Below are 14,635 nucleotides of genomic sequence, written 5' to 3'. Positions count from 1 at the left end.
GCACCCGGGGACGACCCCCGCGCACGGCACAGCCGTCCCGGCGCCACTCCCGGCACCGGCCCCGGCCGTACCACCCGCGGGCCCCGCGCCCACCCAGGCCGTACCGCCGACTGGCCCCGCGCCCACGCCCGCCGTACCCCCGACAGGCCCCGCCCCCGGCACCCCACCCCCGCCGTACAGCCGGCCGCTCCGCAAAGTGCCGCCGCCCCCAACCCCTGGCAGAACTACGACCCCTGGGCGACCCCGGGGACCGCCATGGGTGCCCCTCTGCAGCAGAACGGCGCCCCCGTCGCCAGTGAGCAGCAGAAGCGGAAGCGGGCCAGGAAGGCGCTGGTCGTCGGGGCGCTGGTGATCGCGCTGGTCTCCGGGGGCATCGGAGGCGCCGTGGGGACGTATCTGGAGCGCAACGGCGGTGTCGGGCACGTGGAGTTGCCGCAGGCCGCCAAGGAGGCGCCCGAGCGCGCGCCCGACAGTGTCGCCGGGATCGCCGCGCGGGCGCTGCCCAGCGTGGTGACCCTGCATGTGTCCGGCTCGGACAAGGCGGGCACCGGCACCGGGTTCGTACTGGACGACCGGGGCCACATCCTCACCAACAACCATGTCGTGGAGCCCGCCGAGGACGGCGGCGAGGTCTCCGTGACCTTCCACAGCGGCGACACCGCCAAGGCCAAGATCATCGGCCAGGACAGCGGCTACGACCTCGCCGTGGTGAAGGTGAGCGGCGTCAGCGGCCTGACCCCGATGACGCTCGGCAACTCCGACAACGTCCAGGTCGGCGACCCCGTCGTCGCCATCGGCGCCCCCTTCGACCTGGCGGGCACCGTCACCTCCGGCATCATCAGCGCCAAGGAACGGCCCATCACCGCGGGCGGTGAGGGCGGTGGCGCCAGTGACGTGTCCTACGTCGACGCCCTCCAGACCGACGCGCCCATCAACCCCGGCAACTCCGGCGGCCCGCTGCTGAACGCCAAGGCGCAGGTCATCGGCATCAACTCGGCGATCCGCTCCGCCGACAGCGGCTCCGACCTGGACGGCGGACAGGCCGGTTCCATAGGGCTCGGGTTCGCCATCCCGATCAACCAGGGCAAGCGGGTCGCCGAGGAGCTGATCAACACCGGCAAGGCGACCCACCCGGTCATCGGCGTCACCCTCGACATGGACTACTCCGGGGACGGCGCCCGCGTCGGTACCCGGACCGGCGAGGGCGGCTCACCGGTCACGCCGGGCGGCCCCGGCGACCGGGCCGGGATCGAGCCGGGCGATGTGATCACCGAGGTCGACGGCCAGCGCGTGCACTCCGGCGAGGAACTGATCGTCAAGACCCGCGCCCACCGCCCCGGCGACCGGCTGGAGCTGACGCTGAAGCGGGACGGCAAGGAGATCACCATCTCGCTGACGCTCGGCTCCTCGGACGGCGACTGACAGAAACCTCACGGAGCGGGCCGGACAGTACCGGTCGTACAGGAACGGCAGGTACCGTGGATGCGGCCCGGATCGCAAGGAGCTTCAGGTGTTCAATGACATAGGACCGCTAGAGCTGGTGACGCTCATCGTCCTCGCCGTGCTCGTTTTCGGTCCGGACAAGCTCCCGAAGGTCATCCAGGACGTGACGCGGACCATTCGCAAGATCCGCGAGTTCTCGGAGAGCGCCAAGCAGGACATCCGGCAGGAACTGGGCCCGGAGTTCAAGGACTTCGAGTTCGAGGACCTCAACCCCAAGACGTTCATCCGCAAGCAGCTGGACAACGACGAGCTGGGGCTGAAGGAGATCCGCAACGGCTTCGACCTGAAGAAGGAGATGGCCGAGGTCACCGACGCGGTCCACGGCCGCGAGTCCGAGCCCTCCGCCGGCACCTCCTCCTCGTCGTCGTCCACCGGCGACCGCGTCGACATGACGAAGAAGCCCGACGACCGCCCGCCGTTCGACATGGACGCCACCTGAGCTCCAAGGCCCGCGTACCCGGCGTCGACGTGACGCGATTCATACCGCTCACAGGCGCGCGCACGGCCTGAACACGTCGCCGGGGCGCCCCGCGCGCCGGGCGGTTTCCCGGCTGCTCACGGCAGTGTGGATATGCTGCCGAGTTGTTGTGCGGGCCGTCGCCGACAAGCGAGGCCGCCCGAAGGGGGGCGGGCCGCCCGGTCCGCCGAAGAGCGAGGAGGCGTCCGGGCACATGGAGACGACGAGTCAGGCAGTCGCACAGGCGCCGGCCGCGGAGGGCGGACAACAGGTCCCCTCCGCCCGGCGCACGGTCGACGGCTACCTGCAGGCGCCCTTCCCGTGGTACGGCCTCGACGAGGCGTTCACGGGCCCGCGCTGGCTGATGCAGGTGGGCACCACGGCCGACGGAGCCGTCGAGCACGGGTCGATCGGCCACGGTGACGAGCCCTCGGTGCGCAACGAGGCCACGGCGGAGGACCGGGAGAAGTTCGCGGTCGTGGTGACCGTCGCGGCCAACCCCTCCCGGCGCAGCGCCGACGGCACCGGCCTGCTGGAGGCCACGACGGTCTCCTCCGCGGCCTGGCTGGCGGGCGTGGGTCTGCTCTCGTTCACCTGGCCCGGGCAGATGGACCACAGCCTGCGCGACGACTGGCTGGAGCAGCAGACCGAGACCGCCTGGGCGCTCGCCGACGATTTGGCGGGCCCGGAGTGGTCGACGCTCTCCCTGCCCGTCGACGGCGTGCCCACGCCGTTCCATTACCGCGAGTCCGAGTTCGGCTGGGTCCTCGCCGGCTCCACCCAGGAGGGCGTGCACGTGGGGGCGTACGGCAGGGGCATGAGCGCGTACGGGCTCGGCTTCGCCATGATCAAGGACATCACGGCGTACGCGTAGCGGCGTACGCATGACAAAGGGGCGCCCGCGCGATGCGGCGCCCCTCGGCCGTGACAGCGGTCAGGCCCGTTCGGCCGTGACAGCGGTCAGAACTTGTTCTTCGGGGTGATCCCCAGGGACAGCCCCGAAAGGCCGCGCTGGCGTCCGCCCAGCTTGCCCGCGATGGCGCGCAGCGCGCTGCCGGCCGGGCTGTCGGGGTCGGTCAGGACCACCGGCTTGCCCTCGTCGCCGCCCTCGCGCAGCCGGACGTCGATCGGGATGGCGCCGAGCACCGGGACCGTCGCACCGGTCGTACGGGTCAGGCCGTCCGCCACGGTCTGGCCGCCGCCGGTGCCGAACACGTCGACCATCTCGCCGCAGTGCGGGCACGGCATGCCGGACATGTTCTCGACCACGCCGACGATCTTCTGGTGGGTCTGCACCGCGATGGAACCGGCCCGCTCGGCCACCTCGGCGGCGGCCTGCTGAGGCGTCGTCACGACCAGGATCTCGGCGTTCGGGACCAGCTGGGCGACCGAGATGGCGATGTCACCGGTGCCGGGCGGCAGGTCCAGCAGCAGCACGTCGAGGTCGCCCCAGTACACGTCCGCGAGGAACTGCTGGAGCGCGCGGTGCAGCATCGGGCCGCGCCACACCACGGGCGCGTTGCCCGGCGTGAACATGCCGATGGAGATCACCTTCACGCCGTTCGCGGACGGCGGCATGATCATGTTCTCGACCTGGGTGGGACGTCCGTCGGCGCCCAGCATGCGGGGCACGGAGTGGCCGTAGATGTCGGCGTCCACGACACCGACCTTCAGACCGTCCGCGGCCATCGCCGCCGCCAGGTTCACCGTCACCGAGGACTTGCCGACGCCGCCCTTGCCGGAGGCGACCGCGTAGACCCGGGTCAGCGAGCCCGGCTTGGCGAAGGGGACCTCACGCTCGGTCTGGCCGCCGCGCAGCGCCGTCGCCAGCTCCTTGCGCTGCTCGTCGCTCATGACGTCCAGCGACACGTCGACCCGGGTGACTCCCTCGACCCGGGAGACCGCCTCCGTGACGCGCTGCGTGATCGTGTCCCGCATCGGGCAGCCGGAGACCGTCAGGTACACGGTGACCGCGACCGCTCCGTCCGCACCGATCTCCACCGACTTGACCATCCCGAGTTCGGTGATGGGACGGTTGATCTCGGGGTCGTTCACCGTCGACAGTGCCTCGCGCACCGCGTCTTCCGTAGCCATAAGGACGATGGTACGGCGAGGCCGGGGGCCGTAGGGCGCCCCTCAGCGGTCGTCTGCGTCACGTCCGGCGGACCGTTCTGCCGGGAATACGACATGCCCGCCCGCGCGGTGCCCGTCCAGCTCCTTGAGCAGGTCGTTGAGCTCGGAGCGGATCCAGTCCCGGGTGGCCACCTCGCCCAGGCCGATCCGCAGCGCGGCGATCTCCCGGGTGAGGTACTCGGTGTCCGCGATCGACCGCTCGTTCTGCTTGCGGTCCTGTTCCAGGTTGACCCGGTCGCGGTCGTCCTGCCGGTTCTGCGCGAGCAGGATCAGCGGGGCCGCGTAGGAGGCCTGGAGGGAGAGCATCAGGGTCAGGAAGATGAACGGGTACTTGTCGAACTTCAGGTCCTCGGGCGCGAAGACGTTCCACAGCACCCACACGATGATGACGACCGTCATCCAGACGATGAACCGCCCGGTGCCCAGAAACCGCGCGATGCGCTCCGAGAGCCGCCCGAACGCCTCCGGGTCCCACTCCGGCAGGATCCGTCGGCGCGGCGCCCGGGGCTGGTCCAGGCGGGCCCTGGGCCTGGTGGCGGCGGTCGCCCCCGACACGGCCCGCTCCCGGCCGCCCTCGCGCTCAGCCATGCGCCGCCGTCCCCTCGCTCCCGTCGAGGTGGAACTCCGTCTCCCGCCAGTCCTCGGGCAGCATGTGGTCCAGTACGTCGTCCACGGTCACCGCGCCCAGCAGCGACCCCGACTCGTCGACGACGGGCGCCGCGACCATGTCGTACGTGGCGAAGAAGCCGGCGACGACCGGCAGCTCGGCGTCCGGGGCCAGGGTCTGCAGGTCGTCGTCGAGGAGCGCGCTGACCAGGGTGTACGGCGGGTCGCGCAGCAGCCGCTGGAAGTGGACGGTGCCGAGGTACTTGCCGGTCGGGGTCTCGTCGGGCGGGCGGCAGACGTAGACCTGGGCGGCGAGGGCGGGGGAGAGGTCGGGGTTGCGGACCCGGGCCAGGGCGTCGGCGACGGTGGCGTCGGGCCTGAGCACGATCGGCTCGGTCGTCATCAGACCACCGGCCGTGTGCTCCTCGTACGACATCAGCCGCCGCATGTCGGCCGCGTCGTCCGGCTGCATCAGGCTCAGCAGCCGCTCCTTGTCCTCCTCGGGGAGTTCGGAGAGCAGGTCGGCCGCGTCGTCCGGGTCCATGGCCTCCAGCACGTCCGCGGCCCGCTCCTCCTTCAGCTTGCCGAGGATCTCGATCTGGTCGTCCTCCGGCAGCTCCTCCAGTACGTCGGCCAGCCGGTCGTCGTCGAGGGCGGCGGCGACCTCGGCGCGCCGCTTGGGGGAGAGGTGGTGCAGCACGTTGGCGAGGTCCGCGGGCCGCAGCTGCTCGAAGGTGGCGAGCAGGTTCTCCGCGCCCTGCCCCTTCTCCTCCAGCGAGAACCCGGTGACCGCGGACCACTCCACGGTCAGCGACTCGCCCTTGGCCCGCCGGAGCGGCCCGCCCTTGCTGCCCCGGCGCACGAAGACCCGGTCGATCTCCCAGTCCCGGCGGGCCGGAAGCTGCTGCACCGACAGATCGAGGACCGTGACCTCCTCGCCGGTCTCGACGAGCGTGACCCGCCGGTCCAGCAGCTCACCGAAGACCAGCCGCTCGGTGGGCCGCTGCTCGAAGCGCCGCACATTGAGCACTCCGGTGGTGATGACCTGGCCGGACTCGATGCTGGTCACCCGGGTCATGGGCAGGAAGATGCGGCGCCGCGTGGACAGTTCGACGACCAGCCCGAGCAGCCGCGGGGGACGCCGTCCGACGCGCAGCATGACGACCAGGTCGCGGACCCGGCCCACCTGGTCGCCGTTGGGGTCGAAGACGGCGATGCCGGACAGGTGGGAGACGAAGACCCGGGGCGTGCCCCCTGCCATGAGCCCACCTCCTCGCACCGGCTTGTCCGTTATTGCCCGCTCGAATCGGCTTCAGGCTAGCCCGTCCGCATCCGCTACGCCCTGGCGAGCGGTCCGGACGGACTGGCTCCGCCGCGCCGTCCCGGCCCCGGTACGCTGCGGTACGCGATCAGGACCCCGTCAGAAAGGCAGCTGCGCCTGTGACTGCGATTCCCCAGGGCCGTATCCGCCGGGCCGCGCTCGTGAGCGTGCTCTGTGCCCTGGCCGTGACGGGCGTGACGGGATGCAGTAGTGAGGACCCCGACGCGGGCACCAACGGGGTCGGCAAGCTGTCCGCCGAGGAGATCCAGCGCAAGACGCTCGCCGCCGCCCAGTCCGCCGACTCGGTGCGCCTGTCGGGGAACGTGCGGGCCAGCGGCAGCACCTACAAGCTCGACATGCGGCTGAAGACCGACGGCGGCATCGGCTCGGTCACCGCCGAGGGGGCGACCTTCAAACTGCTGCGCGTGGACGAGCAGCTGTTCCTGATGGCGGACGCCGACTTCTGGAGCGACGGCGACACGGACGCCTCGGCCGCGGCCAAGCTGAAGGGCAAGTACGTCAAGGTGCCCGAGCAGGACCCCTCGTACAAGAAGTTCATCGGCTTCACGGACATGGACGTGCTGCTGGACGGGCTGCTCACCCTGCACGGCAAGGTCGAGACCGACGGGCACCACGAGCAGTCCGGCATCCGCACCATAAGGATCACCGGCGACAAGGGCTCCGGCGGCACGCTGGACGTCTCCCTGGAGGGCACCCCGTACCCGCTGCGCCTGGTCCGCGCCGGCGGCGCGGGCACGCTGGCCTTCTCCGCGTGGGGCGAGAACTTCGCCCTGAAGGAGCCGAAGAAGGGCGAGACGGTGGACTACGGCAAGCAGCTCCCCGCCTCCTGACAGCGCCCTACTTGCGCTTGCGGCCCTTCAGCAGCAGCTTCGGCAGTCCGGCCGGGATCGGGCGGCGGGTGGTCGCGGGGGAGGGCAGCGGGGCCGCGGACAGGTCGTGGTCCGGCAGCGGCGCGGTCGCGCCGGTCGGCACCAGGCGCAGCACGCGGCACTCACGGCGCCAGCGCTCCGGCATCGCCTCGCCGTCCGGCGCGTTGAGCCGCTTGCCCTTCAGCTCGGCGACCGCCGCCTCCCACTGCTCGGACCCGGCGGCGAGTTCGACGACCCGCGCGGTCCAGGAGACCAGCCGGCCGCCCTTGTCCTTGCTGCGGACCGTCACCTCGGCCTCGCCCCCGTCGGCCAGCCCCGACAGCGGCTGCTCGCCGGGCCCGTCGCCGACGACACACGCGGCGCCCTCGTGCCACACGTGCCACAGCGCACGGGCCGGGACCCCGGTCCCGCGGACCCAGATCAGCCCCGACTTCTTCGTGGCCTCCTCGACGAGGGCCTGATCGAGCAGCTCACTTGTCATGCGCCCAGCCTATCCAGCCCCGCCGGACCCCGGCCGGACCCTGCCTAGAGCCAGCCGTTGCGCTTGAGGGTGCGGTGGATGCCGAAACAGATCATCACCGTCACCCCGAGCACCAGCGGGTAGCCGAACTTCCAGCGCAGCTCCGGCATGTGCTCGAAGTTCATGCCGTAGACACCGCAGACCATCGTCGGCACGGCGATGATCGCCGCCCACGAGGTGATCTTGCGCATGTCCTCGTTCTGCGCCACGGAGGCCTGGGCGAGGTTGGCCTGGAGGATGGAGTTGAGCAGCTCGTCGAAGCCGACGACCTGCTCCTGCACCCGGGCGAGGTGGTCGGCGACGTCCCGGAAGTACTTCTGGATGTCCGGGTCGACCAGCCGCATCGGCCGCTCGCTGAGCAGCTGCATCGGCCGCAGCAGCGGCGACACCGCGCGCTTGAACTCCAGGATCTCCCGCTTGAGTTGGTAGATCCGGCCGGCGTCGGTGCCGCGCGGCGTGCCCTTGCGGCCCGGCGAGAAGACGTCCGTCTCCACGTCGTCGATGTCGTCCTGGAGGGCGTCGGCGACCGCGATGTACCCGTCGACGACGTGGTCGGCGATGGCGTGCAGCACCGCCGAGGGGCCCTTGGCCAGCAACTCCGGGTCGTCCTGGAGACGGTGGCGCAGCGCCCGCAGCGAGCCCTGCCCGCCGTGCCGGACGGTGATGAAGAAGTTCTGTCCGGTGAAGCACATGACCTCACCGGTGGCCACCACCTCGCTGGTGGCGGTCAGTTCGTCGTGCTCGACGTAGTGCACCGTCTTGAACACGGTGAACAGCGAGTCGTCGTACCGCTCCAGCTTGGGCCGCTGGTGGGCCTGCACGGCGTCCTCCACGGCCAGCGGGTGCAGCCCGAACTCGGCTGCGATACCGGCGAATTCGGCCTCCGTCGGCTCGTGCAGGCCGATCCACACGAACCCGCCGTCGCGCCGCACCCGGCGCATCGCCTCGTGCGGGCTCAGCTGCCGTCCGCTCTCGACGCGCGCGCCGTCTCGGTAGACGGCGCAGTCGACGACGGCGGAGGGGGTGGCGGGGTCCCGGGTGGAGTCGTACGCACCGCTGTCATGGTGCGTGGCCTTGCGCGGCGACGGACGGCTCGGACGGACCGCGGCACGCAGGTCACGAATCATCGACATGGCAGGCTCCTTCGCAAACAGGCAACGAAAGGCCGCTGTGACGTATGACGGGTGGAACTACCCGGAATGAGGACGTCCTTGCTCACGGATGTTTGGCACGTCCACAAAGCGGGGAGCACCGCACCGTCGCGGTAGCGGGTTTCGCTGCTGGTTCAGCTACTGCTGCTGACTGACAAGATCAGGCAAGACGAAACGAAGGCTCTTCCGCCGTGAAGGGCACGAGAGAGGGTGGCAGCCGGCCAGAATCGAGCAGCTGCGTCAGTGGCGGGAAGAGCGGGTGCTACTGCACGGTCGACTTCGATCCATTGCAGCCCCACCTCCTCCGGCCGGTCCCTCGTAAGGGAGTGTCGTCGGCGTCGGGGCTTGACCGCGACGCTTCAGCGTGCTGCCCCGAACCACCGGGCAAGAGTATCAGCCGACCGAAGTGTCAAGGCGCTGCTTTGCCCGGTGCTGACGAGTTCTATGCTCGCCGCATGGCTGATGTTCTTCCTCTGGTCGAGGCCCGGTTGCGTTCCGCGCTGGGCGAGCCGGACGCCCGCGCCGCCGTGACCTTCCTCGGCACGGACCGTGTCGAGGTGCTCCGTTTCCACGAGGACGACATCGTCCGCTACGCCACGCTCGGCATGTCCGCGCACCCCATGACCGATCCCACCGCCCTGGTCGCCGACCCGGTCAAGGGGCCGCGCGCGGAGCTGGTCCTGTCGGTCCGGGCGGGCCTCGCCGACACCGACAAGGTGCTCCGCCCGCTCGCCGTGCTCGCCGCGTCCCCGCAGGTCGAGGGCGTGGTCGTGGCGCCCGGCGCCTCCCTGGACGTGGGTGAGCCGCTGTGGCCCGGCGCCCCCTTCAGTTCGGTGCTGGTCGCCGAGCCGGGCGGTCTGGTGGAGGACCTGGAGCTGGACGAGCCGATGGACCCCGTCCACTTCCTGCCGCTGCTGCCGATGACGCCGAACGAGGCCGCCTGGAAGCGCGTGCACGGCGCCCAGGCCCTCCAGGAGCGGTGGCTCACGCAGGGGACGGATCTGCGCGACCCGTCCCGCGCCTCGGTCTCCCTGGCGTGAGCAAGCTCACCAACCGGCCTTTGTGAGCCGTCAGTTGGCAAGGGCGAGGTCCGGTGCGCCACTGGCCCGCGCCTCGTGGGTGAGCGCACCGCGCCGTACGACGACCACGAGCGCGCCGAGCAGCGCGGTGACCGCGGCGACCACGAACGGCATGTGGAGGTCGGTCCACTCCGCGATCTTCGGCGCGAAGTAGGGCGCGGCGGCGGCCGCGAACCAGCGCACGAAGTTGTAGCCCGCGCTCGCCGCGGGCCGGGGCGCGTCGGAGACGCCGAGCGCCAACTCCGTGTAGACGGTGTTGTTCACGCCGATGAAGGCGCCCGACAGGACCGTGCAGACGACGGCCGTGGTGTGGTCGCCGTAGCCGAGGACGAGCACGTCCACCGCGAGCAGCACCAGGGAGCCGCCGAGCACCGTCAGCGAGCCGAACCGCCGTTGCAGGCGCGGCGCGACGAGCACCGAGAACACGGCGAGCAGCACACCCCAGCCGAAGAACACGGCACCCGACTTGTACGGGGTCATGTCCAGCACGAACGGGGTGAAGGCCAGCACGGTGAAGAACGTGTAGTTGTAGAAGAACGACGACACCGCGGCGGTGGCCAGACCGCCGTGTCCCAGCGCCCGGAGCGGGTCCAGCAGGGAGGTCTTCCGGGCGGGCCTCGGCTGCTCCTTGAGGAACGCGGCGACGCACAGGAAGCCGACGGCCATCAGGGCGGCCGTGCCGAAGAACGGGTAGCGCCAGCTCGCGTCGCCGAGCAGGGCGCCCAGCAGCGGGCCGCACGCCATGCCGAGGCCCAGGGCGGACTCGTACAGCAGGATCGCGGCGGCACTGCCGCCCGCCGCCGCGCCGACGATGACGGCGAGCGCGGTGGAGACGAATAGGGCGTTGCCGAGGCCCCAGCCGGCGCGGAAGCCGACGAGTTGGGCCACCGAGTCCGAGGTTCCGGCGAGCCCGGCGAAGACGACCACGAGGGCGAGGCCGAGCAGCAGGGTGCGGCGGCCGCCGATCCGGCTGGAGACGAAGCCGGTGAGCAGCATGGCGAACGCCGTGATCAGGAAGTACGAGGTGAACAGCAGGGAGACCTGGCTCGCCGAGGCGTTCAGGCCCTGGGCGATGGACGGCAGGATCGGGTCGACCAGGCCGATGCCCATGAAGGCGACCACGGAGGCGCCGGCGGTGGCCCACACGGCCTTGGGCTGCCGCAGAAGTCCGCCGGCTCCCGCGTCGAAGGGGTCGTCCATGGGTGACTCCAATCCCGGTGATCAGATGGTTGGCATTTACACACGATAAGTTAGCCGAGCTAATTAATGCAAGCTACATCTATATCCTCGGGGTCAAGTGGTTCCGCCCGGACGGGTGATCGTCCTTGACGTGACGGACGAGGGGTAGGACCGTGGGGCCCTATGAGGGGCGAACCCAGTTGCCCGAAGTGTGGTGGCCGGGTCAGGGCTCCCGGACTCTTCGCCGATTCCTGGCAGTGCGATGTGCACGGCACGGTGCATCCGCTGCAGCCCGTGATCCCGCCCAGCGTCGAGGCCCTCAGCGTCGTCGTGCATCGCACGCAGGTGCCGGTGTGGATGCCCTGGCCGTTGCCGGTCGGCTGGCTGTTCACGGGCGTGGCCTGCGCGGGGGACGACCGCAGCGGCGGACGTGCGACCGCCGTCGCCTGTACCGGTCCCGGACCGCTCGGCGGCATGGGTGAGCTCATCCTGGTCGCGGAGGAGCTGGGAGTCGGGCTCGGCGCGCGGTACGCGGGCATCGACGGCCCGGACCCGGGGCCGTACATGAGCGTGGAGAAACCCCCGCAGGCCAAGGTGCTGGCCGCCGGACGGCCGACCCCGCTGTGGCATGTCACCGGCGCGCCCGACGACCGGGCCGTCTTCGCGGGCGAGGCCCGCGGGCTGTGGCTGTGGGCGGTGGTCTGGCCCGAGCAGACGGGTCTGCTGATGTACGACGAGCTGGTCCTCACCGATCTGCGGGATGCCGGCGCCGAGGTGGACCTGGTGCCCTGCGGTGCCCTGTCGCCCCGCTTGCTGAAGCCCTGAGGGCTCCTGTGTGTAGGGGGTGACCCCGCTGTGCGGGTGTGACATCGAGGGGTGAAACAGGGGCTATCCTTGACGTGCCCCTTTCCGTCCGTCCCCGTTTGGAGTCCGCGTGCGTATCGATCTGCACACCCACTCCAACGCCTCCGACGGTACGGACAGCCCCGCTGAGCTGGTACGCAACGCCGCCGCCGCGGGTCTGGACGTGGTGGCGCTGACCGACCACGACACCACCCGCGGGTACGCCGACGCCATCGCCGCCCTGCCCGAGGGGCTCACCCTCGTCACCGGCGCCGAACTCTCCTGCCGCCTCGACGGGATCAGCATGCACATGCTGGCCTACCTCTTCGACCCCGAGGAGCCGGAACTGCTCGCCGAGCGCGAGCTGGTGCGCGACGACCGGGTGCCGCGGGCCCAGCAGATGGTCGCCAGGCTGAACGCCCTGGACGTCCCGGTCACCTGGGAACAGGTCCAACGGATCGCCGGGAACGGCTCCGTCGGGCGCCCGCACATCGCCTCCGCGCTCGTCGAGCTGGGGGTCGTGGCGAGCGTGGACGAGGCCTTCACGACCGACTGGCTGGCCGACGGCGGGCGGGTCTTCGTGGAGAAGCACGAGACGGATCCCTTCGAGGCGATCCGGCTGATCAAGGGCGCGGGCGGAGTCGCCGTGTTCGCTCATCCCGCGGCCGCCAAGCGGGGCCGCACGGTGCCCGAGTCGGCCATCGCGGAGCTGGCCGTGGCCGGACTCGACGGCATCGAGGTCGACCACATGGACCACGACCGGCCGACCCGGGAGCGGCTGCGCGGCCTCGCCGCGGACCTCGGCCTGCTGACGACCGGCTCCAGCGACTACCACGGCAGCCGCAAGACCTGTGTGCTCGGCGAGTACACCACCGACCCCGAGGTCTACGGGGAGATCACGCGGCGCGCGACCGGGGCGTTCCCGGTTCCGGGGACCGGCGGAGCCTGAGGCAGTCCCTCCGCCCCACCCCAGTTCATCTCTTCAGCAAGGCCCCCTTCACCAATGTTCGACGTTGCCGTTTTCGGCTCTCTGTTTCTGACCCTTTTTGTCATCATGGATCCCCCTGGGATCACCCCGATCTTCCTGGCCCTGACCTCGGGCCGCCCGGCCAAGGTGCAGAGGCGGATGGCCTTCCAGGCCGTCTGCGTGGCCGGCGGCGTCATCGTGGTCTTCGGGCTCCTGGGCCATCAGATCCTCGACTACCTGCATGTCTCCGTGCCCGCGCTGATGATCGCGGGCGGACTGCTGCTCCTGCTCATCGCGCTGGACCTGCTCACCGGCAAGACGGACGAGCCGAAGCAGACCAAGGACGTCAATGTGGCGCTGGTGCCGCTGGGCATGCCGCTGCTGGCCGGGCCCGGCGCGATCGTCTCCGTCATCCTGGCCGTGCAGAAGGCCGACAGTGTGCCCACGCAGGTCTCGGTGTGGGCCGCGATCCTCGCCATCCATGTCGTGTTGTGGCTGGTGATGCGGTACTCGCTGCTGATCATCCGGGTGATCAAGGACGGCGGCGTGGTGCTGGTGACCCGGCTCGCCGGGATGATGCTCTCCGCGATCGCGGTGCAGCAGATCATCAACGGGGTCACGCAGGTGATCCAGGCGAGCTGAGACGGTTCCGCCGTGGATGCGCGAGGCCCCGTGGATGCGTAAGGGCCCCGTACGACGTTCCGTACGGGGCCCTGAAGCTTCTCGGCATGACCGGTAATGACCGGTATTGACCGGGTACTACGAGGCGGACATCTCGGCCGGGCGTATCCACAGGCGCTGGCCGATCGCGGCGGCCTGCTGGACGATGCGGTTGACGGAGGCGGCGTCCACGACGGTGCTGTCGACGGGCGTGCCGTCGACCTCATCGAGTCGCATGATCTCGAAGCGCAATCGCTTCTCCCTTCGTCGGACTGTCTTGGTACGTACTAGTCAACCCCGCTCGTGTTAAGAACATTCCCTACGCTAAAGAAATTTTTCGAACGACTAATTACTGACCAGTAAGCGTCATAAGGAGACCGAGCGGGACCGGTTGTGTTCGCAGCGTGACCGCCGGGACAATGGAGGCGATGAACGACGACCTCACGGCGCTCGGCGCCCGCATCGACCGCACCAACGAGCTGCTCCAGCGCATGCTCGCCGAGGTGGCGAAGACGCCCTCCACCCATGCGATCTTCGTCGACGCGGGCTACCTCTACGCGGCCGCGGGCCGGCTCGTCGCCGGCACCGAGGACCGGCGCGCCTTCGACCTCGACGCCGAGGGCCTGATCGAGGCGCTCATCGACCGCGCCCGGACCATCTTCGCCGACAGCAGGCTGCTGCGCGTCTACTGGTACGACGGCGCCCGGCGCCGCATCCACACCGCCGAGCAGCAGACCATCGCCGAGCTGCCGGACGTGAAGGTACGGCTCGGCAATCTCAACGCCAACAACCAGCAGAAGGGCGTGGACTCGCTGATCCGCACCGACCTGGAGTCACTCGCCCGGCACCGCGCCATCAGCGACGCGGCCCTGCTCGGCGGCGACGAGGACCTGGTCTCCGCGGTGGAGGCGGCGCAGGGGTACGGCGCCCGGGTCCATCTGTGGGGCATCGAGGCACCGGAGGGGCGCAACCAGGCCGACCCGCTGCTCTGGGAGGTCGACAGCCAGCGCACCTTCGACCTCGACTTCTTCAAGCCGTACGTCTCCCGGCGCACGGCCGCCGCCTACGACACCACCGCGGTCCGGCCCACCCGCGAGGACGTCCGCTTCGTCGGCGCCCAGATCGCGGCGAAGTGGCTGGTGGCACGGGGCCGGGAGGCAATGGCGGAACTGCTGCCCGGCCACCCCTACCTCCCGGGCTCCGTCGACCAGGACCTCCTGGTCGAGGCCGAGGGACTGCTCCAGTACTCCCTGCGCGGACAGGCGGACCTGCGGCGCGCACTGCGGGACGGGTTCTGGGAGCACCTCCAGGGGCAGTACTAGACCC

Annotated in this window: 16 protein-coding genes; 9 read left to right on the top strand and 7 right to left on the bottom strand. The window is 70.6% G+C overall.

Annotation, left to right across the window (positions count from 1 at the left end; all coding sequences use genetic code 11):
- The 3 genes from GA0115233_RS37635 to GA0115233_RS37625 form a co-directional block, all read left to right on the top strand.
- On the top strand, positions 1–1,422 hold a 1,422-nt coding region (locus GA0115233_RS37635), incomplete at its 5' end, for a S1C family serine protease (RefSeq protein ID WP_255310488.1).
- Positions 1,423–1,510: 88 nt separating this feature from the next.
- Entirely contained in the window at positions 1,511–1,942 is a 432-nt protein-coding gene (locus GA0115233_RS37630; protein WP_093724944.1) for a sec-independent translocase, read from the top strand.
- A gap of 232 nt (positions 1,943–2,174) precedes the next feature.
- Positions 2,175–2,834: a hypothetical protein gene (locus GA0115233_RS37625; protein ID WP_176712085.1), complete on the top strand. Its 660-nt coding sequence runs from the start codon at positions 2,175–2,177 to the stop codon at positions 2,832–2,834.
- Positions 2,835–2,920: 86 nt separating this feature from the next.
- Here the strand turns inward: GA0115233_RS37625 and GA0115233_RS37620 are convergent, their stop codons facing one another.
- From GA0115233_RS37620 to GA0115233_RS37610, 3 genes are read right to left on the bottom strand one after another with little or no spacing between them, the layout of a single operon-like run.
- Positions 2,921–4,054, bottom strand: a complete 1,134-nt coding sequence (locus tag GA0115233_RS37620) for an Mrp/NBP35 family ATP-binding protein (protein WP_093724940.1) — start codon at positions 4,052–4,054, stop codon at positions 2,921–2,923.
- A gap of 42 nt (positions 4,055–4,096) precedes the next feature.
- Positions 4,097–4,681: a DUF1003 domain-containing protein gene (locus GA0115233_RS37615; RefSeq protein ID WP_093724938.1), complete on the bottom strand. Its 585-nt coding sequence runs from the start codon at positions 4,679–4,681 to the stop codon at positions 4,097–4,099.
- Positions 4,674–5,960 carry a magnesium transporter MgtE N-terminal domain-containing protein gene (locus GA0115233_RS37610; RefSeq protein WP_093724936.1) on the bottom strand — a complete coding sequence of 429 codons (1,287 nt, stop codon included), beginning with the start codon at positions 5,958–5,960 and terminating at the stop codon, positions 4,674–4,676. The genes GA0115233_RS37615 and GA0115233_RS37610 overlap by 8 nt, the downstream gene beginning before the upstream one ends.
- A 179-nt stretch (positions 5,961–6,139) precedes the next feature.
- Here GA0115233_RS37610 and GA0115233_RS37605 point away from each other — a divergent pair, with 179 nt between their 5' ends.
- Positions 6,140–6,871 carry a hypothetical protein gene (locus GA0115233_RS37605; RefSeq protein WP_093724934.1) on the top strand — a complete coding sequence of 244 codons (732 nt, stop codon included), beginning with the start codon at positions 6,140–6,142 and terminating at the stop codon, positions 6,869–6,871.
- Between the two features lie 7 nt (positions 6,872–6,878).
- On the opposite strand, the gene GA0115233_RS37600 is transcribed toward GA0115233_RS37605, so the two are convergent.
- Together GA0115233_RS37600 and GA0115233_RS37595 are read right to left on the bottom strand one after the other, a co-directional pair.
- The gene (locus GA0115233_RS37600; RefSeq protein WP_093724932.1) at positions 6,879–7,391 is read right to left on the bottom strand and encodes a hypothetical protein; all 513 of its coding nucleotides are present in this window, start codon (positions 7,389–7,391) and stop codon (positions 6,879–6,881) included.
- A 44-nt stretch (positions 7,392–7,435) separates the two neighbouring features.
- Positions 7,436–8,563: a magnesium and cobalt transport protein CorA gene (locus tag GA0115233_RS37595; RefSeq protein WP_093724930.1), complete on the bottom strand. Its 1,128-nt coding sequence runs from the start codon at positions 8,561–8,563 to the stop codon at positions 7,436–7,438.
- Positions 8,564–9,036: 473 nt separating this feature from the next.
- Here GA0115233_RS37595 and GA0115233_RS37590 point away from each other — a divergent pair, with 473 nt between their 5' ends.
- Positions 9,037–9,621: a suppressor of fused domain protein gene (locus tag GA0115233_RS37590; RefSeq protein WP_093724928.1), complete on the top strand. Its 585-nt coding sequence runs from the start codon at positions 9,037–9,039 to the stop codon at positions 9,619–9,621.
- A gap of 30 nt (positions 9,622–9,651) precedes the next feature.
- Here the strand turns inward: GA0115233_RS37590 and GA0115233_RS37585 are convergent, their stop codons facing one another.
- On the bottom strand, positions 9,652–10,860 hold the full coding sequence (locus GA0115233_RS37585; protein WP_093724926.1) for an MFS transporter: 1,209 nt from the start codon (positions 10,858–10,860) through the stop codon (positions 9,652–9,654).
- 162 nt (positions 10,861–11,022) lie between these two features.
- On the opposite strand from GA0115233_RS37585, the gene GA0115233_RS37580 reads away from it, so the two are divergent.
- The 3 genes from GA0115233_RS37580 to GA0115233_RS37570 all read left to right on the top strand — a co-directional run bounded on the left by GA0115233_RS37580 (position 11,023) and on the right by GA0115233_RS37570 (position 13,291).
- Positions 11,023–11,664: a DUF6758 family protein gene (locus tag GA0115233_RS37580; protein ID WP_093724924.1), complete on the top strand. Its 642-nt coding sequence runs from the start codon at positions 11,023–11,025 to the stop codon at positions 11,662–11,664.
- 109 nt (positions 11,665–11,773) lie between these two features.
- Entirely contained in the window at positions 11,774–12,631 is an 858-nt protein-coding gene (locus tag GA0115233_RS37575; RefSeq protein ID WP_093724922.1) for a PHP domain-containing protein, read from the top strand.
- Positions 12,632–12,685: 54 nt separating this feature from the next.
- Positions 12,686–13,291 carry a MarC family protein gene (locus GA0115233_RS37570; RefSeq protein ID WP_093724920.1) on the top strand — a complete coding sequence of 202 codons (606 nt, stop codon included), beginning with the start codon at positions 12,686–12,688 and terminating at the stop codon, positions 13,289–13,291.
- Positions 13,292–13,408: 117 nt separating this feature from the next.
- Here GA0115233_RS37570 and GA0115233_RS41370 read toward each other — a convergent pair whose 3' ends face one another.
- Positions 13,409–13,546 carry a hypothetical protein gene (locus GA0115233_RS41370; RefSeq protein WP_176712084.1) on the bottom strand — a complete coding sequence of 46 codons (138 nt, stop codon included), beginning with the start codon at positions 13,544–13,546 and terminating at the stop codon, positions 13,409–13,411.
- A 191-nt stretch (positions 13,547–13,737) separates the two neighbouring features.
- On the opposite strand from GA0115233_RS41370, the gene GA0115233_RS37560 reads away from it, so the two are divergent.
- A complete protein-coding gene (locus GA0115233_RS37560) occupies positions 13,738–14,631 on the top strand; it encodes an NYN domain-containing protein (protein ID WP_093724946.1) in 894 nt (297 codons plus the stop codon).
- Positions 14,632–14,635: the final 4 nt, after the last annotated feature.

The organism is Streptomyces sp. DI166, assembly GCF_900091315.1.
GTDB classification, from domain to species: domain Bacteria; phylum Actinomycetota; class Actinomycetes; order Streptomycetales; family Streptomycetaceae; genus Streptomyces; species Streptomyces fuscus.
This window is presented reverse-complemented; position numbering and strand designations above follow the sequence as displayed.